The following is a 26,182-nucleotide window of genomic DNA, read 5'->3' as shown; positions in this document are numbered from 1 at the left end:
GATGCACATTCTCCGGCGCTTGGCCGCGCTCCATCAGATCCGCCATCCTTATTGCACTTAAAAAACAGTATCTTAAGTTTTTTCTTCTCCGTTCGGATTCGTTGGCATAGTTACTGCAACCCTCTCAGGGCGTAAGAACACGTCAGGACAAGTGGGGTGATCATGGTCCGGAGCTGTTCGCCGGGATCACTGCTTGATCGCTAATAGAGGGATGGTTGATGACTGACAAGACTGTGTCCGTAGTGGGCAACCCGAAAACGGCCGACCCAGCTTCGCCGAAACTGGGCGCCCCTGCGCAGGCCAGAACGGATGTGCAACCAAGCGAGACCGGGACCAAGGGGCCAAAGGGGGACGTGTCGGATCATGGAACCGCCGGTGCCTGGTTCAAGAAGTCGAGCGGTACCTGGTGGGGCCGCTACAGCGTCCGGATACTTTCCGTCCTGGCGCTGATCGGGTTGTGGCATCTGGCGTCCACGAATGACTTCCGATTGTTGCTCAACTTCGAGAATGTGCCCGCGCCCAGCGTGGTGGGGGTGGTTCTGCTCGACCTGTTGTCCTCCGACACGTTCTATCGGCATATCGGCGCCAGTGTCGAACGCGTGGCGATCGCCTTCGGGCTGGCCACGGTCACCGGGGTCGCGCTGGGGGTCTTTATGGGTCGCAACCGTTTGGTGGAGGATATTTTCTCCCCTTACGTGGAGATCTTCCGCCCGATCCCCGCGGTAGCGTGGATCCCGTTGGCGATCCTGATGCTGCCGACCGAGCAGAGCAGCATCATTTTCATCACCTTCCTCGGCGCCTTTTTCCCGATCGTGCTGAACACCATGCACGGGGTCGACCAGACACCCAAGGACCTGGTCCGGGCCGCTCGGGCCCTGGGCGCATCCAGCAGCTCCATCCTGATTCATGTGGTCCTGCCGGCGGCACTCCCGAGCATTGTCGCGGGCATGGCGATCGGCATGGGCATCGCGTGGTTCTCGCTGCTGGCGGGCGAGATCATCAGTGGCCAGTACGGGATCGGCTACTTCACCTGGAGTTCCTACTCGCTGATTCAGTATCCGCAGATCATCGTCGGAATGGTCACGATCGGTCTACTCGGGACCCTGTCCACCCTGCTGGTGCGGTTTGGCACGCGGCCCTTCCTGCGCTGGCAGCGCTAGATGTGCGGCCAGTCAGGCGCAACGCTTCTTACGAAAACGCTATTGCAATGGGGTATGAGATGAGACTTGGAAACCTATGGGCGTTTGGCGAGGGACCCTCGCGCAAGGAGCCCGTTCATGTCGGTTCGGCAGGGACCCGCCCAGAGGTGGGCCGGATCCGGATCTCGGATGTCTCCATCGAATTCAACACCAATGGCCGCCGAAACGTGGCGGTGGATGGCGCGAATCTGCAGGTCGAGCCAGGCGAGTTCATCTGCCTGCTGGGGCCCTCGGGCTGCGGAAAATCAACGCTGATGAATGCGGTGGCGGGGTTCGTCGCGCCAACGTCCGGGCATGTAGAGGTCGACGGTAAGCGGGTGAACGGCCCCGGTCCCGAGCGCGGGATGGTGTTCCAGCAACATTCGCTTTTTCCGTGGAAGAGCGTGCGCAAGAACGTGGCGTTTGGTCCGCGCATGGCCGGCCACTCGGTGACCGAATCGGACAGTATCGCGCGCACCTTCCTCGGGATGGTCGGGTTGTCGGCCTACGGCAATCACTACCCCGCGCAGCTCTCCGGCGGCATGCAGCAGCGTGTAGGCATTGCGCGGGCTTTGGCGAACTACCCGGACGTGCTGTTGATGGACGAGCCGTTCGGCGCGCTGGATGCCCAGACCCGTTCGATGATGCAGCAGAACCTGGTGGATCTGCGCCAGGAGTTTCATACCACCATCGTTTTCGTGACGCATGACATCGAAGAGGCGGTCTTTCTGGCCGACCGCATCATCGTGATGAGTGCGAGTCCGGGGCGTCTGATCGAAGACATCCGGGTCGATCTCCCGCATCCGCGTACGCACGAGATCGTGACCGAGCCCCGTTTCGTCGAGTTGAAGAAGCAGTGCCTGGACCTGATCCGCGCCGAGACCACGCGGGCGTTCGAGCAGCAGGGGCAGGCGGTCTAGCCCGCTGCGGCCCGCCTGTGGATTGCTCAACATAACTTGTCATGATAGGTTAGTACATATGCATTATTACTACCGCCAACAAGGGTCTACGGGTTCCGTCCCGCCGCGGCCCACGATCCGGGCCGCCAGGGCCGAGCCGCTGTACGGCTGGGTCCGGGACAGCCTGCGGCGCGAGATCCTGCAAGGGGTGCGGGCGCCGCACGAGCGCCTGGCAACCGAGAAGGAGCTCATCGAGGCCTTCGGGGTGAGCCGGATCACCGTGCGTCGAGCCTTGCAGGAGTTGCGTGCCGAGGGCCTGGTGGTGACGGCGCAGGGGCGGGGCAACTTTGTCGCCCGACCGCGGGTAAGCCAGGAGCTGCGGCGCATGGAGGCCTTCGGCGAGACAGTGACCAGCCAGATCGGCGAGGCCGATGTACGGCTGCTTTCCCTGAGCGAGACCGCGCCGTCTCCCATGGTCACGCGGGAGCTCCGGTTGAAACCCGGCGACCGGGTCACCGCGATCCGCCAGGTGCAGCACCTGCGCTCACAGCCGGTCATGGTCAGCGAGAGCTTTCTGCCGCTCGCCATCGGGCGGCGCATATTCAGCCGTGACCTCGACATGGACACCCTGACGGTTCTCAAGGACCGACTGGGAATCGGCGTTCGAGGCGCCCGCATCGAGATCGAGGCGTGTCACCCGGGGCCGGCTGTCGGCGCGGCGCTCGCGCTGCCCGTACGCGCTTCCATCCTGAAACTCACGCGTGTCTTTATGGATCGGTCCGGCCGTCCATTTGACGTGGAATGCCTGTCGTTTCGCGAAGACACGTTCAACTGCAAGTTCCGTACGGATCCCAATGAGGAGTACCTATGAAAGTCAGCGAAATCAAAACAGTCGAGATGGATGTCCTGGTGATCGGCGGCGGGACCGGTGGGCCTCTGGCGGCGGTAACGGTCAAGGAGGAAAACCCGGAACTGGACGTGATGCTGCTGGAAAAGGCCAACGTAAAGCGCTCCGGGGCGATCTCCATGGGGATGGATGGCCTGAACAACGCCATCATCCCGGGCCGGGCCACGCCCGAGCAGTATGTAAAGGAGATCACCACGGCGAATGACGGCATCGTCCATCAGAAGGCCGTGCTGGCCTATGCCGAGCGCTCCTACGACATGATCCAGAAGCTGGACTCCTGGGGCGTGCACTTCCAGAAGGACGAGACCGGCGATTACGACGTGAAGAAGGTCCATCACATGGGGAGCTACGTGCTGCCCATGCCCGAGGGCCACAACGTCAAGAAAATCCTGTATCGGCGCCTGCGCCGTAACCGGGTCAAGGTGGAAAACCGCTATCAGGCTACCCGCCTGCTGAAAGATCGCGACGGCAAGATCGCCGGGGCCTTCGCGGTGAACACCCGCACCTCCGAGCCGATGCTGATCCGCGCCAAGGCCGTGATCATGGCGACCGGCGCCGCGGGACGCCTGGGCCTGCCCACCTCCGGTTATCTGTACGGCACCTACGAGAACCCCACCAATGTGGGCGAGGGGCATGCGATGGCCTATCACGCCGGCGCCGACCTGGCGAACCTGGAGTGTTATCAGATCAACCCGTTGCTGAAGGACTACAACGGTCCGGCCTGTGCCTACGTGACCGGCCCGCTGGGCGGCTACACGGCGAATGCCCAGGGCGAGCGCTTCATCGAGTGCGACTACTGGTCGGGCCAGATGATGCTGGAGTTCTACCGCGAGCTGGAAGGGGGCAAGGGCCCGGTCTACCTGAAGGTGGATCACCTCGCCGAGGAGACCATTCAGGAGATCGAGACGGTCCTGCATACCAACGAACGCCCGTCGCGCGAACGCTTCCACGCCGGACGCGGTACCAACTATCGCGAGCACATGCTGGAGATGCACATCTCCGAGGTTGGTTTCTGCAGCGGCCACTCGGCTTCCGGGGTGTGGATCAACGAACACGGCGAGACCACGGTGCCGGGCCTGTATGCGGCCGGGGACATGGGCTCGGTGCCGCACAGTTACATGCTGGGCGCATTCGTGTACGGCCAGATCTGCGGCGAGAGCGCGACGCGCTACGTCAGTGACTGGACCGACGCCCCGCTGGACGAGTCGCTGATTGCCGCGGAACTCGAACGCGTGATGGCACCGCTGAATGCCGAGGACGGCATTCCGCCGGAGCAGATGGAGTACAAGGTGCGCCGCCTGGTGAACGACTACCTGCAGCCGCCCAAGGTCACCAAGAAGATGGAGATCGGGCTCAGCCGCATCCTGCAGGTGCGCGAGGACCTGGCCAAGCTCCACGCCCGGGATCCCCACGAACTGCTACGAGCCCTCGAGGTGCATGCGATTGTCGACTGCGCCGAGATGGCGGCGCGCGCCTCGATGGCGCGCAAGGAATCCCGCTGGGGGCTGTACCACTACTCCATCGACTACCCCGAGCGCGACGACGAGAACTGGTTCTGTCACAGCCGCCTGTACAAGGGCGAAGACGGGTCCATGTGCACCGGCACGCGTGCGGTGGATCCCTACATCATCCCGCTGGATGACGACGAGCTGTCGGCCTACCAGTCCATGCGGATCGAAAACACCGATGAAGTCCCGGCTGAATAAAGGGGAAGTGACATGCCTGTAGCCAACCACAAGACGACCGTCCCGGTGGTGGTCGATGAAGAAAAGTGCATCGCCGACAAGGGTTGCCGGGTCTGCATCGACGTCTGTCCGCTGGATGTCCTGATGATCAACGAGGCCACGGGCAAGGCCCACATGCGCTACGACGAATGCTGGTACTGCATGCCGTGCGAGAAGGACTGCCCGACCGATGCGGTCACCGTGAACATTCCCTATCTGCTCAGCTAAAGGTGGACAAGATGAGCCAATACGACGATCCCGAACTGCAGGACATCGCGGACAAGTTGACCTCCGATGATGTGGAGATGCGCCGCGTGGGCGTCCTGGCCCTGGTGGACAGCGCCGAGCCCGAGGCCGCCGGTTTGCTGACCCAGGCCCTGAAAGATCCGGACCCGTCGGTCCGGCGCGAGGCCGCCAAGGTGGTGGATGAGTTCGAATCCGCCGACATCGCGGATGCCTTGCTGGCGGCGCTCGGCGATAGTGACGAGGCAGTGCGCAATGCGGCCGCCCATGCGCTGGCGGATCTCAAGGATACTGACGCGGCCCAGCCGCTTCTTGATGCCCTGCAAGGCAGTGACGACCCGTTCGTCATCGTCGGCATTCTGGGCGCGCTCAAGCCGATGCGGCTGGCGGAGAGCGGCGAGCCAGCCCTCGCCTTCCTGCAGCACACCGATGCCGGTGTCCGCCGCGAGGCGGTCTCGGTGCTCGGATGGCTGCGTTCACCCGCCAATCTTCCGGTCTTGATGGAACGGGCGCGCGAGGATGTCGATCCCGAAGTGCGGCGCGTGGCGGTAAGTGCCCTGTCGTACGGCGACCCGGACTCGATCGGTGGTGCGCTGCTCGCGGGGCTCCAGGACGAGAACTGGCAGGTCCGTACCGAGGCCGCTTCCATGATCGGCAAGCTGCGCTTGAAGGCCGCGCTGCAGACCCTGATCGAGGCCACTCGCGACTCGTTCTGGCAGGTGCGCGAGAAGGCGGTAGAGGCCCTGGGCACCCTGCGCGATCCGCAGGCGGTCGAGGCGGTTGGCGTGTGCACCGACGACCCGGTATCGAACCTGCGCAAGGCCGCCGTCGGCGCGCTGGGCGAGATCGGTGATTCGCGGGCGCAGGCGTACGTGGAAAGTGCGCTGGACGATCCCGACCCCGATGTCCGCAAGACCGCCTTGTGGGCCCAGTCGAAACTGCGCGTGGCGAGCTGATTCGCCGCGCGTTTTTCCCCGAGTGTGACCTGTAGCCGAACGGAGGCGACCGTGACCTACGTAGTGAACGAGAACTGTATCCGGTGCAAGTACACCGATTGCGTCGAGGTATGCCCGGCGGACTGCTTCCACGAGGGTCCCAACATGCTGGTGATCGACCCGGTGGAGTGCATCGACTGTGACCTGTGTGTCCCCGAGTGTCCGCCCGAGGCCATTCAGCCGGAAGGCGAGTTGACCGAGGATCAGCAGCATCTGTTGGCGCTGAACGCCGAGCTGGCGGGCCTGTGGCCCGTGATTACCGCGGCCAAGGACCCGCTGCCGGATGCGGAAGAGTGGATCGAACGCTCGGGCAAGCTGGCCGAGCTGGCACGCTGATTCGTTATGTCTCGTCTTGTCATTACAGGTTGGGCTATGCGGGGCGCATTTCTTGGCGCCTGGTTGACCGGTGTTGCGACGCTGCTCGGCGCGCGGCCGGTGGATGACCCCGAGAGCCCGTTGGTCTCGCCCCCGGTGAGCAGCCTGGCGATCGAGGAATCGGTGCTCGCGCAACTCGCGCGCACTTGCCCCGTGAACGGTGGCCCCCGGGCCAACAAGGAGATGGCGTGATGAACATGCAACCGCCGAACGAGATTCGCCTTCAAGGGAAGGAGGGCGCGGTCCAGTTTTGCTGGCCGTCCGGAGAGGTCACCGGCAAGCGCTTTGAGGCATTACGCCTGGCCTGTCGCTGTGCCCATTGCACCGCGGCGCGGCGGCGTGACGAGCCGGTTACCAATGCCGTGCAGGTGAAGGTGCTCGACATCGTCCCGTTCGGCGTGAGCGGGGTGCGCTTCGTATTCTCCGACGGCCACGAGCAGGGCATTTATCCGTGGCGCTACCTGTGGGAGATCAGCGCCCAGGCCCCGGCTCATTCAACCAATGATGGAAGCACAACCCGACTGGAATCTGGGAGGTAGACCCCATGGCAGCCTGTGACCCACAAGAAGTGCTGAGCGTGCACCACTGGAATGACACGTTATTCAGCTTCAAGACCACGCGCGATCCGGGCCTGCGCTTCGAGAACGGTCATTTCGTGATGATCGGCCTCGAGGTGGAGGGTAAGCCCCTGCTGCGTGCCTACAGCATCGTGAGCCCGAATCACGAGGAGTACCTCGAGTTCCTGAGCATCAAGGTGCCGGATGGCCCGTTGACCTCGCGTCTGCAGCACATCAACGAGGGTGACCAGCTCCTGGTAAGCCGCAAGGCGACTGGCACGCTGGTGATCCACGATCTGCTGCCGGGCAAAAACCTGTATCTGTTCGGTACGGGTACCGGACTGGCGCCCTACATGAGCATCATCCGCGATCCGGAGACCTACGAGCGTTTCGAGAAGGTCATCCTGGTCCATGGTGTGCGTTTCAAGAGCGAGCTGGCTTACCACCAGTACCTGACCGAGGAGCTCCCGAACCACGAATACCTCGGCGAGCTCGCGCAGGAGCAATTGCTCTATTACCCGACGGTCACGCGCGAGGACTTTGTTCACCAGGGCCGCATCACGGACCTGATCGAGAGCGGAAAGATGACCGATGACCTCGGCCTGCCGCGGCTCGATCCGGAACACGACCGCGCGATGATCTGCGGCAGTCCGGCGATGCTCGAGGACCTGTCGAACCTGCTCGATCAGATGGGGTTCACCGCCTCACCCAAGACGGGCGTGCCGGGTGAGTACGTGATCGAGCGGGCCTTCGTCGAGCAGTAGCCCATCCACGCCGACTGAGCGGGAGACCACCATGGAACGCGAGCAGATCGAAATGGATGTGGTCATCGTGGGCGCGGGTCCTTCGGGCCTCGCGGCCGCGATCCGGCTGCGCCAGTTGGCGCAGGACCAGGGCCGGGACGACCTCTCGGTCTGCGTACTGGAAAAGGGGCCCGAGGTCGGGGCCCACATTCTTTCCGGTGCGGTGATTGATCCACGCTCGCTGGACGAGTTGATCCCCGACTGGCGCGATCTCGGGGCTCCGTTGAAGACGCCGGCGGTCGACGATCACTTCCTGTTGCTGCGCGAGCAGGGAAGCCTGCGACTGCCCACCCCGGGCGCATTGCGCAACGAGGGCCACTATGTGGGTTCGCTGGGCAACCTGTGCCGGTGGCTGGGCGAGCAGGCGGAGGCGCTGGGGGTGGACATCTACCCGGGCTTCGCGGCGGCCGAGGTGCTCTATGACGAGCAGGGTTCCGTGCGGGGCGTTGCCACTGCGGACACCGGTTTGCAGCCGGACGGTAGACCCGGCCCGCAGCACGAGCCCGGTGTGGAGATCGTGGCGGGGCGGACCCTCCTGGCGGAAGGTTGCCGGGGTTCGCTGAGCCAGCAGGTGATTGCCGCCTACGAGCTGGATCGCGATGCCGATCCGCAGACCTACGGCATAGGCATCAAGGAGGTCTGGGAAGTGGACGAAGCGGTCCACCGCCCGGGCACCGTGGTGCATACCGTCGGCTGGCCTCTGGACGCCCGGACCTACGGCGGCGGCTTCCTGTATCACTTCGACGAGCGCCGCGTGTCCGTGGGGTTCGTGATCGGGCTCGACTACGCCAACCCGAACCTCTCGCCCTACCAGGAGATGCAGCGGTTCAAGACCCATCCGGAGATTCGCCGCCATCTAGAGGGCGGTCGCCGCCTGTCCTATGGAGCGCGAGCCTTGGTGGAGGGTGGGGTTCAGTCCTGCCCCAAGCTGGAGTTCCCCGGCGGGATGCTGGTGGGGGATGCCGCGGGCCTGTTGAACGTGGCCCGCATCAAGGGCACCCACACCGCAATGAAATCCGGGATGCTGGCGGCGGACGCGGTGTTCGAGCACTGGGCGAACGCATCCGAACCGATGGAGGCTACCGGTGTCGACCGGGCCCTTGCGGACTCCTGGGTCTGGTCCGAACTTCGGCGCGCGCGCAATATCCGCCCGGCCTTTGCCCGATGGGGCTTGTGGGGTGGGCTGGCGTATGCCGCCGCGGACACGTACCTGTTCGGTGGCCGTGCGCCATGGACGTTTTCCCAGCACGCGGATCACGACCAGCTGCAGCGACAGTCGGATGCCTCGCCCATCGAGTATCCGGCGCCGGACGGGGAGCTTACGTTCCCGTTGTTGTCATCGGTGCACCTGTCGAACACCAATCACGACGAGAACCAGCCCTGCCATCTGCGGCTGCGTGATCCCGACGTCCCGATCCAGGTGAACCTGGCCGAATTCGGGGCGCCCGAGACACGTTATTGCCCGGCGGGGGTGTACGAGATCGTCGACGGCGACCAGGGACCGCGCCTGCAGATCAACGCAGCGAACTGCGTGCACTGCAAGACCTGCGACATCAAGGACCCCACCCAGAATATCCAGTGGCAGGTACCGCAAGGCGGCGAGGGCCCGATCTATTCGGGCATGTAAGGCCTATCGAGGCCGTATGCCGGGCCGCAAAGTCAACGGGAGTGAATGCGATGAAAGTATTGGTCGGCGTAAAGCGAGTGATCGATTACAACGTGAACATCCGCGTGAAGTCGGATGGCAGCGGTGTCGAGACGGAAAACGTCCGGATGTCCGCCAACCCCTTCGACGAGATTGCGCTGGAGGAGGCCGTGCGCCTGAAAGAGGCCGGCGTCTGCAGCGAACTGGTGGCGGTGACGGTCGGTGATGAAGCCAGTCAGGAGGTCCTGCGCAGCGCCCTGGCGATGGGCGCGGACCGCGCGATCCGGATCGATGTGCCGGAATCGCCGCAGCCCCTGAACGTGGCCGCGCTGTTGGCTGCGGTCGCGCGCGAGGAGGCCGTCGACCTGGTGCTGCTTGGCAAGCAGGCGATCGACGACGACGCCAACCAGACCGGACAGATGACCGCTGCCCTCCTGGGCTGGCCCCAGGGCACCTTCGCGTCCGAGTTGACCATTGAGGATGGCCGGGCACGGGTGGCGCGCGAGATCGATGGCGGGCAGCAGACCGTCGAACTGGACCTGCCCGCCGTGGTGACGACGGACCTGCGACTTAACGAGCCCCGATTCGTGAAACTCCCCGCGATGATGAAGGCGAAAAAGCGTCCCATCGAGGAGCGCACACCCGAGGCCCTGGGCGTGGACATGCGCCCGCGGGTGGAGCGCATTGAAGTCACCGAGCCCGTCCCCCGCGACGCGGGCGTGAAGGTCGCGAATGTGGACGAGTTGCTCGACAAGCTACGCAACGAAGCGGGGGTGATCTGAGATGACGAACACGATACTGGTTGTAGCGGAGACGGCAGGGGAGACCCTGGCCGCCAGCACCTTGTCCACCCTGACGGCTGCCCGTGAACTGGACGGCCCCATCGACATCCTGGTTGCAGGTGCACGCCCCGCCGCGGCGGCCGAAAGCCTCGCCTCAATGGCCGGGGTCCGTCGTGTGCTGGTCGCCGAGGCGCCCCATCTGGCAGGCGGCCTTGCTGAGGATCTTTCTGGGTTGGTGGCCAGACATGTCGAGCACTACAGTCATGTGCTTGCGCCCGCCACCACGTTCGGGAAAAACCTGCTCCCCCGGGTGGCGGCGCTGGTCGACATCCAGATGGTCTCGGATGTCACCGTGATCCAGGACGCGGAGACGTTCGTGCACCCGATCTACGCGGGCAATGCCAACGAAACCTTGCGGGTGCTGGAGCCGTACAAGCTGTTGACCATACGCCCGACCGCGTTCGCCAAAGAGGCGGTGGGCGGCGGTGAGGGCCAGATTGAACGCATTGAGGCCGGCGAGGCCCACGGGCAAGCCCGCGAGGTCGAACTCCAACTCGACGAGTCGGACCGGCCGCAACTGGAATCCTCCGGGATCGTCGTCTCCGGTGGCCGCGCCTTCGGCAGTGTGGAGAAATTCCGTCTGCTGGAGGAGCTGGCGGCGGATCTGAACGCCGCGGTTGGTGCTTCCCGCGCCGCCGTCGATGCCGGTTATGCTCCCAACGACTGCCAAGTGGGACAGACCGGCAAGGTGGTCGCACCCGAGCTGTACATCGCGGTGGGGATCTCCGGAGCTATTCAACACCTTGCCGGGATGACGGGGTCCAAGGTCATCGTCGCGATCAACAAGGACCCCGACGCCCCCATCTTCGGTGTCGCCGACTATGGTCTGGTGGGTGACCTGTTCGAGATCCTTCCAGAGCTGCGCGAAAAGATGCGTTTGCTTCGAGGCGCGTCGAATCCCGAGCTCGCCGAGGCCTGACCCTTCAGGAAGCGAGCCCGGTGCCTGCAGGAAGCACTGCGGGCACCGGCCCCCGTGTCACGAGCGGTCGATCTCGAAGCGGTACTTGAACGAGTCGCCGACGAAGAACAGGAATTCGAAGTCGATCGGGCGCCCGGCCCGGTCGTGTGTAAGGCGCTCCACCTGCAGCACCGGGTCTGCTCCAGACAGTCCCAATTGTTCCTGTACTTCGTCGTTTGCGAGGCCGGCATCGATGCTGATGTTGGCCGCGCCCAGCGGGATGCCCGACAGGTTTTCCAGCAGCGGGAAGATGTCGCCGGAAAGGTCCTGGTTGAACAGCGGGCGTCCGACATCCAGGGGGAAATAGCTGATCTCCAGGGAGACCGGTACCCGGTTCAGATAGCGCACGCGTTTCACTTCCACCACGGAGCCGGTCTGTGCGCCACTGAGGTCGAGCGCCTCGCGCACGTTCTTGGGTGGCACGATCTCCTCGATTGATACGACCCGGGCCGTCGCCTCGTAGCCCTGGGCGGCCATGGCCTCGCCGAACCCTTCCAGACGGCGGACGTTCTGTACCGCCTTGGGTTTGCTGACGAAGCTGCCCTTGCCCTGCGAGCTGAAGATCAGTCCTTCGTTATGCAGGTCGCGAAGCGCCTGGCGGATGGTGATGCGGCTGACCCCAAAGCGGCGCGTGAATTCGCTCTCCGACGGAAGTTTCTGGTGCGGCTGATAGGTGCCGTCGAGGATCCGCTGACGCAGGGTTTCCTTGATCTGGACATAAAGTGGCTGCGGGGATTCCTGAAGCGTTTGGCGGTCCGGGGTGCTGGATTCCATGGGCGCGTCTCGTTCCTCGATTCAACTCATCATATCGTGTCATAGAAGGGGTGAGATGGGTAGTGGAACGAAGGATGTGGCGGGAAGACGAGACCCCGCAGCGGGGGGACTGCCTGCGACAGGTGTATTGCTTGTCATGATTGGGGGCGCTCGGTCCCGTGATCTGGCACTCCAATGGCGCAGGTATTCCCCAGGTTGGGGCGGTAGAGCAAGTGATGGCTGATACCAATGCATTGCGGATAGAGAGAGGTAACCAAGCAAAAACAATGAATTGAAGTTTATTTTCTCCCGAGTGACCGGTACGGCACGGAACCTGCTGCATATCCGGTAGATCAGTCATGGCCTGTTAGTACAGGCAAGTCCCCATGCAGGGGGCGATCGACTGATCAAACGTTGGATGCGCCATTTTGGCGGACACTCTTGAAGGGAGAAGAACCATGCGTTGGAAGCCAATCGTTGCCGGTGTAGCAATCGCGGCATTTTCCGGGGCTGCGGTGGCCGAGACGGTCCAGATCCGGGTCGGACACCAGAGTCAGGTTACCAATACGGTATCGGGTGGGGTCGTCATCGAACGCCTGCGTCTGTTCGAGGAACATTTGCCTACCGATGGCAAGTACGAGGATGTCGAGTTTGTCGTGCAGTACGCGGACTTCGATTCCGGGCCGCCGATTACCAACCGAATGATCGCGGGGCAGCTCGAGTTCGGCGTGATGGGGGACTATCCCCTGATCGTGAATGGCGCGACCTTCCAGAACACCGGTCGTGCCGAGTCCCTGTTCGTTGCCATGACCGGGTACAACGCCCGCGGTACAGGCAATGGCATCGTGGTCCCGGTCGATTCCCCTGCGCAGAGCCTGTCGGATCTCGCCGGCCAGCAGCTTTCGACGCCGTTTGGCAGTGCTGCCTGGGGCATGACCCTGGATGCACTGAGCCAGGCGGGGATCCTGGATGACATCCAGCTCCGCGACCAGGGCCCGCCGGTCGGGGTTGCGAATATTCGGACCGGTAACATCGATGCCCACTCGAACTTCACGCCGTGGTCCGAGGTAATGGAGTATCGCGGCTTTGGCCGCAAGGTGTTTGACGGTAGCGAAGTCGGCCAGCCGACGTTCCACGGGACCGTGGTCCGGGATGACTTCGCGGAAGAGCATCCGCGCGTGGTCGAGGCGTACATCGCCGCCACCATGGAGGCCCAGGAATGGATCATGGAAGACCCGATGCGGGCGGCGACCAAGCTCGAAGAATGGACCACCATCGAGAAAGAGGTGCTGTACCTGTACTTCAGCGAGGGGGGTATTACCTCGGTCGACCCGACCCTGAAGCCCGAGTGGGTGGATGCGCTCAAGTACCACCACGCGACGCTGCAGCGGGAACGCTCGGTCCCGGACCTGGACTTCGATCGCTGGGTGGATGACAGCTTTGTCCGCGCGGTCTTCGAGGCCCAGGGCAAGGACTATGAAGAGCAGCTGGGCAAGATCGTCCTGTCCGAGCCCGGTGCCCCCGGGTTCCCGCCGGCCGAGGTTTGGTTCGCCGAAGAAGGCATCGTGAAGTACGACTCCATCGGCGAGATGCTGGCCGCTGTGGAAGAAGCGGAGGACTCGGGCGTCGAGGTCCGCGCGACGTACGTATACGACCACGGTACGGGCCTCAAGCTGTTCGGTCACGTCGCCTCGTACGTCGAGACTGACGATGACTACGTGGCCTTCATGCGGGCCGGCGACGCCGAGCAATATGCCAGCGAAAATGGCGGTACACCTGTCGAACTCGCCGCCCTGCGTTACTAGACCTTCTATCCATTTTGCGGGTCATCCGACCCGTTTCTCTCTGAAAAAGCCATGGCCGATCGGCCATGGCTTTTTCATGCCTGGAGCGACGATGATCGTCTCCCTGTGGGCTTGGCCTCGAGCCTTGTGCCTTCCCATCGCTACTCGCCTTCCACGCTGCAAAGGAGCCTGACGCCGATGCGGGTCCGCGTTGTACTGCTGATGTCGTTGGCGCTCATTGCGTTCGCTGCCAATTCCGTCCTGACGCGCGCCGCGTTCACTTCGACGTCAATCGATCCCGTCAGCTTCACCGCTATCCGGCTCGTTTCCGGTGCGATCATCCTGTGGCTGATCGTTCGCGCCCAGCCGGCGCTTCCCGAAGGACGGGGCACTTGGGGTTCGGCAGTCGCGCTATTCGTATACGCCATCGCGTTCTCGTTCGCCTATATCGCCCTGACGGCAGCGACCGGTGCGCTGCTACTGTTCGGCGCGGTTCAGGTCACCATGGTCAGTTGGTACCTGGCGACTGGCGAACGTTTGACATTCCGCCAATGGACCGGCTTTTCCCTGGCACTCGCAGGGCTCATTTGGTTGCTGTCGCCTGGACTCTCGGCACCGCCACCGATCCCTGCTGCACTGATGATCGCGGCGGGTGTTGCCTGGGGTATCTACACGCTGCGGGCGAGCGGAAGCGGTGATCCCACCCGGGTGACGGCATCGAATTTCCTCCTGGCGAGCCTGCCCGCCCTGGTCGTAGTGATGGCGTGCATTCCAGGTGTCGTCGTGGACGGCTTGGGAGCTCTATTGGCCGTTTTATCGGGGGCACTAGCCTCCGGTCTCGGATACGCAGTCTGGTACGCCGCACTCAAGCTTATCCGGACCTCTACAGCTGCGGTTGCCCAGCTGAGCGTGCCCGTAATCACCGCCATCGCGGGAATCGGCCTTCTGGCAGAACCGTTAACCTTGCGTCTGGTGCTCGCCGGTATCGCCGTGCTGGGTGGTATTGCATTGGTGCTCGCAAAGCCAAAGAGGATGGGAAAATCCGAAAACCTGAAGTCAGAAGAGCTCTGAACGCTGGATGTCTCAGCGACTCTGAGAAACACCAACGAACCTCGCCGTCGGTGGTCATCCTTCCGGCCATTCTGGTGTATAAGCGATGGATGTGTTGGATGGCGGAGCAACAGGGACCTCGGTTCTTTTGATCCGCCATCCCGGGACCTCTGGCGTTTTTTGGACAGGGCAGGTATCGACCTGACTGATCGCACACCCCGTGCGGTGTTGGATATTGAACGAGGCTAAAAGGGTTTGAAGACTGAATTGGCGGCGCGTGCGCCCACAATGACGATCCCGCCGATAGCGGTGCCCGGTGGTATATCCCCAGCGTCAATGCCCGGGGAGGGCCAGCTCGACGCGGCTCCTGTTCCCGATTGGCTGGATCGGCTCGCCGCCGGAGAGCCCGTGGTTTGGCCACGATTCCTGGAGGCCGCTCAGGTCGACGCCCTGCGGGGAGAGCTCTATGCCCTGCGCGATGCGAGTAGCCTGCAACAGGCACGGATCGGCCGCGCCGGTGAACGCCATCGCGACCGGTCGACGCGAGGAGACTGGATCCACTGGCTGGACGGCGAGAGTGCGGCGCAGCAGGTTTTTATGGCGGCGCTGGACCAAGTGCGTCTAGAAGTGAACCGAGCGTTGGTCCCGGGGCTGTTCGAGACGGAATCTCACTTTGCCCTTTATCCACCTGGGGCCCATTACGCCCGCCATGTGGATGCGTTTCAGGCGGGTAACTGCCGTCGCTTGTCGCTGGTGTTTTACCTCAATCGCCACTGGCGTACCCGTGATGGTGGGGAGTTGGCCATCTACGACAGGGACGCGCGCGAGATCCAGCGCATCCAGCCCCGTGCCGGCACCTTGGTGATGTTCCTCAGCCAGGACGTGCCCCATGCGGTCCTCCCGACCCGCCGCTGGCGCGCCAGCATCGCCTCCTGGATGCGCGTACGCGATCCCGCAGGCCCTCTGGCCAGCCTTGACCGCTACTAACGTCATGTTTTTAATTGGGTCTTAATGAATTTCAGTGACGGTTTGTTCCTTGGTTCAGGAAAGTGCCGTGCGTGAGTTAGAAAACATCGTGTGGCGTGTATCTTGCTGATACGCCCGAATCGCACTAGCGACCCTGGGTAATGCCTTGCGGCCCGGCGCAGATCCTGGCGTTCGGGACCGAGTGGACCGATTCATGTGACGCCTTTCCGGTTTTCTGGTCTTGGTCTTTCTTCAAACGGCCTTGCGCCCCAATGAGCTCATCAAAGTGGCTAGGCTTTGATCGGACATCTTTGGATAAAGGGAGGCTGTGACGCACATGATGGGGAATTTCACGCGTTGGGTGGGCTTGGGGATTGCAACGGCAGGGCTCGTTGCCTGTGGCGGCGGCGGGAGCGGCGGTTCGGACAGTGGCGGGACCGGGCAGATGAGCCTGGCCGTGACGGATGCCCCGGTCGATTCGGCCAGCCGAGTAGTGGTCCGCTTTACCCATATCGAACTCCAGCCCTCCGACGGTGAACGCATTCGCATCGATCTGGGCGAGGACGAAGAGGTTCGCGAGATCGACTTGCTCACGTTGCAGGGCGAGGACTCCGAATTCCTGTTCGAGGACGAAGAGGTCCCCGCTGGTGAGTACGCATGGCTCCGTTTCCATCTGGAGGAGAGCGAGGAAGTGGTGGACTTCCCCGGCTCCCAAGGAGGCATCGCAACCACATCCTTCATCGAGTTCATGGATGGCAACGAAGACCGCCTGATCATCCCCGGGGGCAACCAGGCTGGGCTACAGCTCTCGGGTGGTTTCTCTGTTCCCGAGGATGGCGAGGTTTCGTTCACTGTGGACTTCGATCTGCGCAAGGCCATTGTTGAGGACTCGCGCGACGGTTTTCATCGCATGCGCCGCTCACTGCGGCTCGTGGACAACGATGCCGTGGGTGCCATCACCGGCACGGTCGACCCTACGTTGTTCCCTGACGATTTCACCTGTGAAGAGCGCGAAGAGGGGCTACACGCCTGTCCGGGTGCGGCGGTTTATGTCTTCGAGGGTCTCGACCGTGAGCCTCGGGATCTCCGCGACGACGATGACGATGCAGTGACCACGGCCAACGTGCAGTACCGCCATATAGAGGAGACCGGTGACTGGGAGTATCGCTACACTGCAGGCTTCCTGGAGGCGGGCGAGTATACGGTGGCCCTGACCTTCGAGGCCGGTGAGGACGATCCGGAAGAGGAGACGCCAATCGAGTTCGTCGATCAGGCCAATGCCGAAGTCGAGGCGGGCGAGACGACGGAGGTGAATTTCTAGGATCGCTCCTCACGACCGTTCGATTGGGCCCCGATTGTGGGCTCATCCCCTGCAGCAAGCAGAGGCAGGAAAAGGGGTGCCGGGCGAGAACCCGGCGCCCCTTGCTGTTTATGGGGGTGAATCGTCTTCGGCATCACGCTCCGAGGCTCCGGAAAGCCGTTCGCGAGTGAACAGTGGTTGTATCCATGGACCCACGGGACCCGGGCGCTCGGCGCTAGGGAAACACTGATCAATGAACGCGTTCGCGTTCATTGATCAGTGTTTCCCTAAAGGGGGAAGCCATCGTCTGTGAACGGTCGCCAGGCGATTTCGAAGTCGATGCTGGTACGGTCGCGATCGACCTGGAAGGTCTCTGGGACCCCATGGCGGGGCCAGGCTCCGCAGGCCTCGGCGCCGTGGCAAATCCGGTCGTCGCCCGCGATGTTGGTGCCCGCGACCACGCGGTATTCCCCGGGGGGCACTCCTTCGAAGCGATAGCGGTAGGTCCCGTACTCGAATTCCAGTGCCGTTTTTTCCACGACGCGATCGTCCTGATCGAGCAGCAGCACATATACCCGTCCCACGGTGTCGCGTTCCGGGTCGCGTTCGGCTACCCGGATGCCGACCGGGACATCGCGCGGGTCGGCATTTGCGGCGGTGATGCGCAAGCGAGATTCGTAATCGCCCGGACTCAGGGCATCCCGCTGCCCGAGCGCGCGGTACAGACCCAGGCCGTCTTCGGTGATGTCCTCCGGCTCCACGGTCAGCCATGTCGCTTGCGTGGCGATGCCTTCAATCTGCAACGAGCCATCGCCCCCGTTGCGCAGGCGCAGATCACGGCTCGTTCCCGTAAAGCCGAAGTTCAGCACTTCGGGGGTGACCGAGATCCGGGGCGCCAGTTCTCCCGAGCCGGTCCGATTCGCGATCGCCTGTACGGCTTGATACGCGTCGATTTCACCCCAGCCGGTTTCCAGATCCCAGCCTGCGGGTCCAAGGTCCCGGGTGAGCTCGCCCGATTCGAGGAGCTCCAGCAACAACCCCGGAGACAGCCCCGGATTCAGTGCGTGGCCGAGCGCAAGAACGCCGGATACCACTGCCGTGGACATTGACGTGCCCTGAAGGAATTCGTAGTCCGATTCAAGACCTCCGGCCGTGTCCTTGACCCAGGTGCTCAGGATGCCGTCATCGCGGCGATCGAACTGAAGGACACCCCCAGGGGCGACCAGGTCCAGGCGAGGACCATAGTTGCTGTACCAGGTACGTTCGCCATCGCGGTCCGTGGCGCCCGCTGCAAGTACCGATTCGTAGGCCGCGGGGTAACCGACCGTGCCGACTCCATCGTTGCCCGAGGACGCGACTACCAGGATCCCGAGCTCGCGCACCTCTCGGAAGAGGTCATCGGCCTCCGCGCTGTAACCACCGCCCCCAAGGCTCAGGTTGATGATATCGGCCGTTTTGTCGGGGACATTGCCGGAGTCGTTCGGCAGCCCGGCGGCGTAGCGAATCCCCTGTAGGGTGTCGTTCAGGGTCCCGGTTCCATTCAGTGTCCAGACAGGGAGGATATCCACACCCCAGGAGATACCGGCGACGCCGAGGCTGTTGTCGGTCGCCGCTCCGATGATTCCGGTGATGTGCGTGCCATGCCAGGAGCGATCGTCATCGCAGGTGCTGGCGGCCGGGTCGCAGACAAACCGCTGCGTCGGGAAGAGCCGGCCCTCGTCCAGGTCTTCGTGTTCGCGGTAGACGCCGGTGTCGATCACCGCCACGACGACCGCTTCATCCGGTGGCTGGCCGGTGGTGAGGTCCCAGGCTTGTGGCAGGTTGATTGCCTCGTGGAACCACTGTTGCGCCCAGCGCGGGTCGTTCGGCGTCAGCAGGGGGGTCATTCGGTAGTTGGGCGAGGCCGAAGCGATATCCGGTCTCGCGCGCAGTGCCTTGATCACGTGCAGGGTGTCATGGCGAGCGGCGTGTTCCGGGGTACGCCAGGCCACCGCGGGCGCGATCGAGGGTGCGCGCAGGCCCAAGGTGCTGATGACCGCCTCCGCTTGATTCTCGGGGATCCGCCAGAGCTGTTCCCGACCCGGGGCTCCGGAGGCCCTTTGCATGCCCATGTCGGCCGGGTTTATATCCAACGGGCCCATCTCGTCCGCGCTGCGCACCAGGACCTCGCCCGGTACAAAATCGTCTGCGACACGCAGGCTTGCCGCGTACGCGGGGTCGAGCATCTGCGAGGAGTCGAGACGCAAGTGATACGCGGACTGCCCCGAAAAGGCCTCCACCTGGACATAGTAGCGCCCGGCCTCGGGCGCGACGACGCGCTCGAAGCCATCGATGCCAATGGAGGCATCCACCAGGTTCCCGGCGTCATCGATCAGGTACAGGTCGAGATCGGCCTGCGATGGATCCGGAAACTCGAGCAAGGCCTGGTCACCCGCGTCGAACTCGGCCACGAACACGTCATTCGGGTCACCGGCCGAACCGAAGCGGCTGTCGGTCCCGGGGCTGGCCACAAACCCGCCGATGATGGCGGGCATGCGCACCGCTTGTGCATTGGCAAGGTCGTCGTTGCTCGAGATCCGGCTGCCCGGGTCGTTCGTATTGGAGTCGACATGGTGCAAGGCCTGAACCTCAAGGCTCCCGGAAACCACAAAGCCCCCGCCTCCGGAGCCGGACGATCCGCCGCCCCCGCATCCGATGGTCAGAAGCGCCGAGCACAATGCCAGAGCGGCCCATGCAAGAGCTGGGTTCGTCCTTTCTCCTGGACCCTGGCGAAGCAACTCACCAGTTGATGGTCCGAATAGCTGCTCCGCTTTCAAGAGTTCCTCCAGATCGCCAGAATGCCCGAGGGCAGCAGCGAATTCGAAAGGCGCGCTATTCCGCGATGTTGGCGCGGGCCGTACACCGAACCCTCCTCATGGGTCGCTCGCCGATCAGAAGGGAAGCCGGTTATCGACCAAGAGTCGCAGGTCCGAGGAGGATGGGGCCGTCAACCCTGCCCGATGCAGTCTTTTTCGATCGGTATCGGGTGCGAGGGGTGTGTGCTGTGAGGGCCCTGCCTGGGCATTAGGCATGGTGATGCCATGCTCGGCCAAGACCACGTGGGTCTTTCCGGGGGCAATGGGAGCAGTCCCCCGGGTGTTCGGACGCTCAGTCTGGGGCGGTGTCTTCGTCGTTCGAGGTGTCCAGGCGCTCGGCTGCGGTCTGGCCGGCCGTTGTTCCTGGGTAGTAGTCACGCACGTATTGCACTCTGGCCAGGGCCTCTTCGCTGCGTCCTTCCGCAGCCGCCTGATCCGCAATTTGGAGTTCGATGTCGGCCAGGTTTTCGCGCAGGCGGGCGAGGCGCGGAGCAACGGATTCCGTGTATTCCGACATGGGGTGGTCGTTGAGGAAGGCAGCCAGTTTCAGGAAGACCTGGCGACCCTGTTCACTGCGCTGCTTCGGCGGCGCGGACGAGGCCCGGTTCCACGTTCCCAGATGCGCCAGGGCCCCGAGATACGCGGCATAGTCGATATCCGGATGTTTCGGGTTTTCCTGGTGGATGGCATCGGTGAGGTTGCGGGTGCGCGCGAATTCCCCGCGCTGCAGGCATACCCGGGCGACCGACAGACGGATGTCGACCGCGGCGGGCGTATCGCCCGCGTCCAGCGCACTGTAGGCCGCACGGCAGTCCCCGCGCTCCAGGGCATAGCGGATATCCTCTGCCGGGCGCTCGGACCCGTTTGGCGGGGTGGTGGCACACCCCGCCAGGATCAGGCCGAACAGTGCGCCGGCCGTCAGCGCGGCGGTCGGGGAGGCATGCCGGACCCGGCGGGGGGGTATCGCGGTTTGTTTGGGTGTCACGGAGCTGATCCTGCGGTCCATAGATACCGTCCCTGATCGTCACGACGAAGATTATTATCGAGTAGGCGCTGGATCGCGGCATCGGCGTGGGCGCGCGGGTCCAGCAAAACCCGCGCATCCATGCCCGGAGGATCCGTGCGCAGGTCCAGGCGCATTGTGCCGGTGATCCCCAACTCGGCATCCGGGGAGCCATCCAGGTCGATTCCCAAGCGCTGGTCCTCTTCGCGCAGGGTGGCGCGTTGCTCGCCCAGGGGCAAGGGTTGGGGGAGTCCCGCGGCTGCTTCCTGCCAGTTGACCCGGCCTGAGGCGTGTTTCACCGCTCCGTCCCGCTGGATGCGGAGGTGCAGGCCGCTCGTCTGCAGCCGACCGTCCAGAACGAGGGGAATGCCGGTGTCCCACTGATGCAAGGCAGCAGCGGGCAGGGAGCCTTCAACCCCGGAGAGCTGTACGCTGTCGAGCCCAAGCCGAATCCCGCCACGGAGTTCGCCGCCGCCGGGCGGGACCCAGTGGATGTCCGCGCCCAGCCCGCCGCGAAGAAGCTCGCCGGGCCGCACATCCCAGTGCAGCCGGCCCAGTGGCCCCACCGGCGATTGAAGCCCCTCGACGCTTCCCTGCCAGATGGACCCGTGGACCTGTTCCCAGGTGATCGTTTCCGGTAGCCCGCCCCACCGCTCGGCGGCCGCCAGCGCGACGGAGGCTGGCGCGCGCACGACCAGTGCAAGCAGCAGGACGAAAAAAAAGAGCGCCCCCAGCGCGAACCATGCAGGGCGATCCCGGTGGTGTTCGTCGACGTGGTTGTCGGCGGCGCTGGTCACGCTAGTGGTCCTTCAATGTGATCATTACGGGTTCAGCGTTTCGGTGGCGTTTCGCTGCAAGGCGCGGTGTGCGGGCAATGGCCGTAGCCCTTGGCAAGCGCCGCAACGCCGCAGCGGAGCGCCACCGAAACGCCCGAAGGGTTGGTCTGTCAACGTCCATGGCAGCGTCCCGGCTCTTGTAAAGGGCTAAGGCCATTCACCGCGCGCCGCGCCTTGCCCTGGACGATGACAGACCAACTGAACCCGTAATGGTCATATTGAAGGACCACTAGGGCTCACGGGTCAGGAAGAGTTCGGCATTGATGCGCCCCGGCTCGACGACGCGTTCCAGCAAGATGCGTCCGGGGGCGACGCCGTCTTCGCGTTCCAGTTCGCCGAGCCAGCGCATCAGGTCGCTGTAGGGCGCCCCTTCGAGGTGTACGGTCACGCCGGCCTCGCCAGGACGCGCGCGCGCCAGGTATTCGCCTAGACCGAAGGCCCGCGCGGAGGCATCCACGTGGGCGATCAGCGAGCGGCCTTCAAGGCGCGGTTGCCGATTGTCCTGTGTCGGTTCGCGGCTACGGGCGGTCGCGACTTCGGGGGCATTGGCCTGCATCCAGGCCAGCTCCGCGCGCGCCTCGGCGAGCCGGTCGCGGGACTGTTCGCGGCTTTCCAGCAGGGGCTCGACGACCCCCAGGAACACGACCGCGATCAGCAGGACCAAACCGCCTGCCAGCAGGATCCGTTGCTCGCGTGTCTGCAGGGCGTCCCAGTAGGCCTTCATGGTTCTTTCTCGATGGTCATGCGTGCCCGGACACCCTGCTCGCCGGTTTCGGCCGAGACGATCCGGACACGCGCGGTCATGGCTTCGCGCAGGCCCTCGCGCAACTGTTCCAGTTCCGCGATGCCGCTGCCCTCCAGCTCGAGCTCGAGGCGATCTGGGTCACCCCGCAGGCGATGCAGGGTGAGGTCGCGCGCGGCGAGGCCCTCCATGATGCTGGCAAGGGCTTCGCCGAGCGGGCTGTGTACCGTCGCAGTAGTCGTGTCCGGTCCGGCCTGTCCCAGCAGGCTCTCGAACTGGGCCACGGGGTCGACCATGCGGGCCTGCGGCAGGGTTTCCTCGAACAGGGCCGCGATGTCCCGTTCGGTCGCCCGGTATTCCCGCTCGAGCTGCCTGACCTCCAGCCACACGGACCCAAGCCAGACTGCGGCCAGCACGAGCGCCAGTGCTGCCGGTGCGCGCCATGGTGCGGGAAGGGCGCCGAGCGAGGTCGGGCTTTCGGCGGGCGATGCGAAGTCGAAGGCCAGTGCAGCCCGCACGGCGCGTTGCAGCTCGGGCGGCGGGAGGCTACCCGATTGCACCCCGGCCAGCAGGAGTTCGAGGACGTCGCCGGACCATTCGGGTGGGGGCTGGAGGGGTGCGCGTGGGTCGGGTTCGGCGGACGGATCCACCACATGAACCGCAGCCTGGGGAGACTGCGTTTCGTTGACGCTGGTGTCGTCGGAGGCCGTGGTGACGGCGGAGCGCTGCTGCAACCACCAGCTGGCGACTTCCCGGGGCATCGCGAGGGGTTCGGCCTCGGGAGAAAGCACGATGCTGCGTTGCGTTCCCGAGAGCAGGAAGACCTGATCGCCCGGGTCCAGGCTTCGCAGTAGCGCAAGGTCCGGGATCATGTGCGATACGCGGATGCCGTGCTCGCGAAGCCAGTCTTCCCAGCGGTCCAGGTCTCGATGCGCGACCACGCCGGCCAGGGTCTCGATGCCGTGACGAGGGCCGGCAACGATCCTGAGCTGTTCCAGATCCTCGCTGAGGCGGTCCTCCAGGGCGAACGGCAGCGCGCGGCGACGCACGCGCCCCGACTTCCCGGGCACGAACACCCGATGGAGCGGCACGCGTTCCCCGGGGAGCAGCGCAACCGCATGGTCGTCCGCGGCGAGCAAGGCGCGCAGCTCGTCCGGCGCCGCCTCGCCGTGATCCACGAGCGCTCCGTTTCTGCGTAGCCGAAGCCAGCGCACCCGAAGCGGCGTGTCCGCGCCGAGCATTTCGGGTTCTGGCAGCTGGAAGAGGAACCAGTTCATGCCGAGTCCGGTGAGTGAAAGGCGTCTGCAAGCATCCGGTTTTCTTGTCAGGGTTCGCAGGGAGCGTGTTCGCGAAGAATGGTACGCCCGTTGGGGCCATCGAGGATCGCGCAGTGAAAATAATCCCGTCCGGCGATGCGGACAACCAGTTGCAGACGGAAATAGCGAATGTCGCGGCTCTGTTCGGTCGCCTGACCCGGCGCCGCGGTGGTGACGGGGTCCGGGGCGCGATCCATGTCGATGGCGTTGTCCGTGCCCGGCCGGGCCACGACCCAGGGCGCCAGTGCCTGCCAGAGGTCCGGATCGAACCCGTGTACCTGGAGCAATTCCGACGCGAGGCGCATCGGGCGGTTGCCGCTGAGCCGGGGCGGTTCCAGGCCGCGGTAAATCGGGTCGTCCGTTTCCGGGTTCATCCAGTCGTGTACGGCGACCGCCAGGCGCTGGGCGTTACCGGATTGACTCTCGGTTGCCGCGATGGCCTGTTCGATCAGGCCGGCGAAGGCCTCAAGGGGTGGGTCATCGGCGCGTCCGAGACTGTTGAGGTTGAAGCGGCAGTGAAGATTCTCCAGGCGGGCGCGCACGCCGACACCTTCCAACTCCAGTGGCAATGTCGGAGACGCGCAGCCCTCCCACGGCAGGTCATCGTAGTTTGGCAGCCTTTCCAGCATGTGCAGCGCGACGGTTTCGGCCCCCTGGGTGAGGTGCCGCGCCCGATCCTGGTCCTGGATGGTGGCCGCGCGGAAGACCTGCTGATTGTCACGCATGGTCATGGTGACCGCCGTTACGCTGGCGATCGCGACCACCAGCAGGGCGGTGATCAGCGCGGCACCTGAATTTCTCCCCTTCACCGGGCACCCGGCAGGGCAATGCGGCGCTCGACGGGTCCGAGCCCCGGCACGACCAGGCGGACGATCACCTGCGCCGGTCGGCGGTCGCCGGCATCCAGCGGCGGCCAGCTGTCGGTGACCTCCTGGGTGTCGCCATCGACAAAGTCGAAGCGGATCTCCAGTTCATCGCCTGAGTTCCGCGCCATCCGGCCGTTCGCCGTGGACGCTCTCCCGGCATGTGCGCCCCGGCCCAGAAACAGGCGCACCTGCTCGGATTCCGGCAGGGCACCGTCCAGCACCGGCCAGGTAACCCGTTCCAGCCCCCGGTCACTGACTCTCCAGGCGACCCGCGCCAGGCGGCCGTATTCTCCGCTTCCCGCCCGTACCAGCTCCAGTTGTCGCGGGTCCGTGACCGGGCTGTAACGCAGGGCCGGGAGGCGGTCGCCGTAGCCGTCGCGGGGGTGCAGCTCGATGCTGTGGCGTAGGTCGCGTTCCAGCACGGCCAGTGTGACCTGAAGCTCCGCCAGGCGCTGGCTCTGGGCTTGCGTGGCATGGTCCGCCATCAGCACTGCCCGCAGTCCGCCGATGGCCAGCACGCCAACGGTGGCGAACACGGCCACGGCCACGAGCAGCTCCAGCAGGGTAAAACCGCGCGCGGCGCCCGATGCACATGACCGCCGTGCCGGCACGTCAGGGCAATGCATAGCTGGTTGCCTGGGCGAGGGGATGGTCGGGGTCTCCATCGAGCAGCCACACCCGGACCTCGATACGGCGAACCGTCGGCAGCTCGAGCGGGGCGTCGATCACCGTATCGGTGATCTCGATGCGGGCCTCCCATTCGCGGTCCGCGAGTGTGGACTGAATGCGCTCGGTGCCGACATCGACTCGCCGCAACCCGGCCTCGTAGTCGGCGAGCAGGTTGCTGGCCACCCATCCGGCCAGCGTGCGTTCCTGCAGGTAGGCGGTATTGCGCGCGTGTTCGCTGCCCGCCTTGATGAGGGCCCCGAGGGCGACGCCCAGCACCACTAGGGCAATCAGGACCTCGAGTAGCGTGAATCCGCGCCGTGCGCCGCGTGCCAGCATGGCTAGTTGGGGTGTCCCGGGCGGGCCATCAACAGGTGGCGGGGCTCGCCGCCAACCGGTGGCGGGTGCTCGAAGGCCTGAATGGGTTGGCCCTGCTCGACCCGGAGCACGAGACCGCTTTGCCCGTCGGGGTGTTCCAGCACCAATTCGAAGGGTTCGATGTGTCCGCTGCTACTGATGGCGATGCGGTTGTGTTCCGGGCCTTCGCGGAGGCTGCTACGCCGCCCGTCCACATAAAGCCGTGGCTGCAGCCCGTGTTGCCGGAAGTCCCGCGGACCCAGCGGCCCCCGCTCGATCGGTGTCCAGGTGACCTGGGCATCGTCGATCCACTGGCGCTCCAGAATGACCAGCCCCTCAGTACCTATGCCGATGGACAGCGCCTGGCCGGTCAAGAGGGTGTGGTCCCGGGCGAGTTCGATCTGGCCCGCCAGCTGGCGGGCGGTCTGTTCGAGGCTCCGGCTGCCCAGCTGGCTCATGGACAGCACGCCGATGCTGGCCACCACGCCGATGATGAACATTACGACCAGCAGTTCGATCAGGGTAAAGCCGGTGGGGCGTGCGTGGCGGGTCGCCATGGGTG

26 protein-coding genes and 1 pseudogene are annotated in these 26,182 nt (G+C 64.5%); 17 read left to right on the top strand and 10 right to left on the bottom strand.

Annotated elements, in window-relative coordinates:
- Nucleotides 1-428 precede the first annotated feature (428 nt).
- From F816_RS14115 to F816_RS0108805, 13 genes and pseudogenes are all read left to right on the top strand, one after another.
- Complete coding sequence (locus F816_RS14115) at nucleotides 429-1,160, top strand: ABC transporter permease (RefSeq protein ID WP_026333212.1); 732 nt, start codon at nucleotides 429-431, stop codon at nucleotides 1,158-1,160.
- A gap of 155 nt (nucleotides 1,161-1,315) precedes the next feature.
- On the top strand, nucleotides 1,316-2,098 hold the full coding sequence (locus F816_RS0108860) for an ABC transporter ATP-binding protein (RefSeq protein ID WP_026333211.1): 783 nt from the start codon (nucleotides 1,316-1,318) through the stop codon (nucleotides 2,096-2,098).
- A gap of 58 nt (nucleotides 2,099-2,156) precedes the next feature.
- The gene (locus F816_RS0108855) at nucleotides 2,157-2,948 is read left to right on the top strand and encodes a GntR family transcriptional regulator (RefSeq protein ID WP_019594436.1); all 792 of its coding nucleotides are present in this window, start codon (nucleotides 2,157-2,159) and stop codon (nucleotides 2,946-2,948) included.
- A complete protein-coding gene (locus F816_RS0108850; protein ID WP_019594435.1) occupies nucleotides 2,945-4,690 on the top strand; it encodes a fumarate reductase/succinate dehydrogenase flavoprotein subunit in 1,746 nt (581 codons plus the stop codon). Before F816_RS0108855 ends, F816_RS0108850 begins: the two co-directional genes overlap by 4 nt.
- 12 nt (nucleotides 4,691-4,702) lie before the next feature.
- Nucleotides 4,703-4,936 (top strand): ferredoxin family protein, encoded by a 234-nt coding sequence (locus F816_RS0108845; RefSeq protein WP_019594434.1) that lies wholly within the window; start codon nucleotides 4,703-4,705, stop codon nucleotides 4,934-4,936.
- Between the two features lie 11 nt (nucleotides 4,937-4,947).
- Nucleotides 4,948-5,907 carry a HEAT repeat domain-containing protein gene (locus F816_RS0108840; RefSeq protein WP_019594433.1) on the top strand — a complete coding sequence of 320 codons (960 nt, stop codon included), beginning with the start codon at nucleotides 4,948-4,950 and terminating at the stop codon, nucleotides 5,905-5,907.
- A 51-nt stretch (nucleotides 5,908-5,958) separates the two neighbouring features.
- Nucleotides 5,959-6,282 carry a ferredoxin FdxA gene (gene fdxA, locus F816_RS0108835; RefSeq protein WP_019594432.1) on the top strand — a complete coding sequence of 108 codons (324 nt, stop codon included), beginning with the start codon at nucleotides 5,959-5,961 and terminating at the stop codon, nucleotides 6,280-6,282.
- A gap of 6 nt (nucleotides 6,283-6,288) precedes the next feature.
- On the top strand, nucleotides 6,289-6,513 hold the full coding sequence (locus F816_RS0108830) for a hypothetical protein (RefSeq protein WP_026333209.1): 225 nt from the start codon (nucleotides 6,289-6,291) through the stop codon (nucleotides 6,511-6,513).
- A complete protein-coding gene (locus F816_RS0108825; protein ID WP_019594430.1) occupies nucleotides 6,513-6,860 on the top strand; it encodes a gamma-butyrobetaine hydroxylase-like domain-containing protein in 348 nt (115 codons plus the stop codon). The genes F816_RS0108830 and F816_RS0108825 overlap by 1 nt, the downstream gene beginning before the upstream one ends.
- A gap of 5 nt (nucleotides 6,861-6,865) precedes the next feature.
- The gene (locus F816_RS0108820; RefSeq protein WP_019594429.1) at nucleotides 6,866-7,642 is read left to right on the top strand and encodes a ferredoxin--NADP reductase; all 777 of its coding nucleotides are present in this window, start codon (nucleotides 6,866-6,868) and stop codon (nucleotides 7,640-7,642) included.
- Between the two features lie 28 nt (nucleotides 7,643-7,670).
- Nucleotides 7,671-9,308 (top strand): annotated as a pseudogene (locus tag F816_RS0108815) (electron transfer flavoprotein-ubiquinone oxidoreductase); the annotation flags it as partial.
- A 50-nt stretch (nucleotides 9,309-9,358) separates the two neighbouring features.
- On the top strand, nucleotides 9,359-10,108 hold the full coding sequence (locus F816_RS0108810; protein ID WP_019594427.1) for an electron transfer flavoprotein subunit beta/FixA family protein: 750 nt from the start codon (nucleotides 9,359-9,361) through the stop codon (nucleotides 10,106-10,108).
- 1 nt (nucleotide 10,109) lies between these two features.
- Nucleotides 10,110-11,087: an electron transfer flavoprotein subunit alpha/FixB family protein gene (locus F816_RS0108805; protein WP_019594426.1), complete on the top strand. Its 978-nt coding sequence runs from the start codon at nucleotides 10,110-10,112 to the stop codon at nucleotides 11,085-11,087.
- A 57-nt stretch (nucleotides 11,088-11,144) separates the two neighbouring features.
- On the opposite strand, the gene F816_RS0108800 is transcribed toward F816_RS0108805, so the two are convergent.
- The gene (locus F816_RS0108800) at nucleotides 11,145-11,900 is read right to left on the bottom strand and encodes a GntR family transcriptional regulator (RefSeq protein WP_019594425.1); all 756 of its coding nucleotides are present in this window, start codon (nucleotides 11,898-11,900) and stop codon (nucleotides 11,145-11,147) included.
- A gap of 437 nt (nucleotides 11,901-12,337) precedes the next feature.
- Between F816_RS0108800 and F816_RS0108795 the strand changes: the two genes are divergently transcribed.
- The 4 genes from F816_RS0108795 (at nucleotide 12,338) to F816_RS0108780 (ending at nucleotide 17,000) form a co-directional block, all read left to right on the top strand.
- Nucleotides 12,338-13,684 carry an ABC transporter substrate-binding protein gene (locus F816_RS0108795; RefSeq protein ID WP_019594424.1) on the top strand — a complete coding sequence of 449 codons (1,347 nt, stop codon included), beginning with the start codon at nucleotides 12,338-12,340 and terminating at the stop codon, nucleotides 13,682-13,684.
- 177 nt (nucleotides 13,685-13,861) lie between these two features.
- Complete coding sequence (locus F816_RS0108790; protein ID WP_019594423.1) at nucleotides 13,862-14,734, top strand: DMT family transporter; 873 nt, start codon at nucleotides 13,862-13,864, stop codon at nucleotides 14,732-14,734.
- A 315-nt stretch (nucleotides 14,735-15,049) separates the two neighbouring features.
- Nucleotides 15,050-15,700: a 2OG-Fe(II) oxygenase gene (locus F816_RS0108785; RefSeq protein WP_081622685.1), complete on the top strand. Its 651-nt coding sequence runs from the start codon at nucleotides 15,050-15,052 to the stop codon at nucleotides 15,698-15,700.
- A gap of 316 nt (nucleotides 15,701-16,016) precedes the next feature.
- Nucleotides 16,017-17,000: a DUF4382 domain-containing protein gene (locus F816_RS0108780; RefSeq protein ID WP_038085658.1), complete on the top strand. Its 984-nt coding sequence runs from the start codon at nucleotides 16,017-16,019 to the stop codon at nucleotides 16,998-17,000.
- A 266-nt stretch (nucleotides 17,001-17,266) separates the two neighbouring features.
- Here F816_RS0108780 and F816_RS0108775 read toward each other — a convergent pair whose 3' ends face one another.
- The 9 genes from F816_RS0108775 to F816_RS0108735 all read right to left on the bottom strand — a co-directional run bounded on the left by F816_RS0108775 (nucleotide 17,267) and on the right by F816_RS0108735 (nucleotide 26,177).
- On the bottom strand, nucleotides 17,267-19,597 hold the full coding sequence (locus F816_RS0108775; protein WP_019594420.1) for a S8 family serine peptidase: 2,331 nt from the start codon (nucleotides 19,595-19,597) through the stop codon (nucleotides 17,267-17,269).
- A 529-nt stretch (nucleotides 19,598-20,126) separates the two neighbouring features.
- A complete protein-coding gene (locus F816_RS0108770; protein ID WP_196801681.1) occupies nucleotides 20,127-20,840 on the bottom strand; it encodes an outer membrane protein assembly factor BamD in 714 nt (237 codons plus the stop codon).
- Entirely contained in the window at nucleotides 20,816-21,634 is an 819-nt protein-coding gene (gene gspN, locus F816_RS0108765) for a type II secretion system protein N (protein ID WP_019594418.1), read from the bottom strand. Before gspN ends, F816_RS0108770 begins: the two co-directional genes overlap by 25 nt.
- 268 nt (nucleotides 21,635-21,902) lie before the next feature.
- Nucleotides 21,903-22,397 carry a type II secretion system protein GspM gene (gspM, locus tag F816_RS0108760; RefSeq protein ID WP_019594417.1) on the bottom strand — a complete coding sequence of 165 codons (495 nt, stop codon included), beginning with the start codon at nucleotides 22,395-22,397 and terminating at the stop codon, nucleotides 21,903-21,905.
- On the bottom strand, nucleotides 22,394-23,692 hold the full coding sequence (gene gspL / locus F816_RS0108755; RefSeq protein WP_026333206.1) for a type II secretion system protein GspL: 1,299 nt from the start codon (nucleotides 23,690-23,692) through the stop codon (nucleotides 22,394-22,396). The genes gspM and gspL overlap by 4 nt, the downstream gene beginning before the upstream one ends.
- 47 nt (nucleotides 23,693-23,739) lie before the next feature.
- Entirely contained in the window at nucleotides 23,740-24,540 is an 801-nt protein-coding gene (locus F816_RS0108750) for a general secretion pathway protein GspK (RefSeq protein WP_019594415.1), read from the bottom strand.
- Entirely contained in the window at nucleotides 24,537-25,223 is a 687-nt protein-coding gene (gene gspJ, locus F816_RS0108745; protein ID WP_026333205.1) for a type II secretion system minor pseudopilin GspJ, read from the bottom strand. Before gspJ ends, F816_RS0108750 begins: the two co-directional genes overlap by 4 nt.
- On the bottom strand, nucleotides 25,210-25,602 hold the full coding sequence (gene gspI, locus F816_RS0108740) for a type II secretion system minor pseudopilin GspI (RefSeq protein ID WP_019594413.1): 393 nt from the start codon (nucleotides 25,600-25,602) through the stop codon (nucleotides 25,210-25,212). The genes gspJ and gspI overlap by 14 nt, the downstream gene beginning before the upstream one ends.
- 2 nt (nucleotides 25,603-25,604) lie before the next feature.
- Nucleotides 25,605-26,177: a GspH/FimT family pseudopilin gene (locus F816_RS0108735; RefSeq protein WP_019594412.1), complete on the bottom strand. Its 573-nt coding sequence runs from the start codon at nucleotides 26,175-26,177 to the stop codon at nucleotides 25,605-25,607.
- Nucleotides 26,178-26,182 lie beyond the last annotated feature (5 nt).

It is taken from the genome of Thioalkalivibrio sp. ALM2T, assembly GCF_000381505.1.
Classification (GTDB): domain Bacteria; phylum Pseudomonadota; class Gammaproteobacteria; order Ectothiorhodospirales; family Ectothiorhodospiraceae; genus Thioalkalivibrio; species Thioalkalivibrio versutus.
This window is presented reverse-complemented; position numbering and strand designations above follow the sequence as displayed.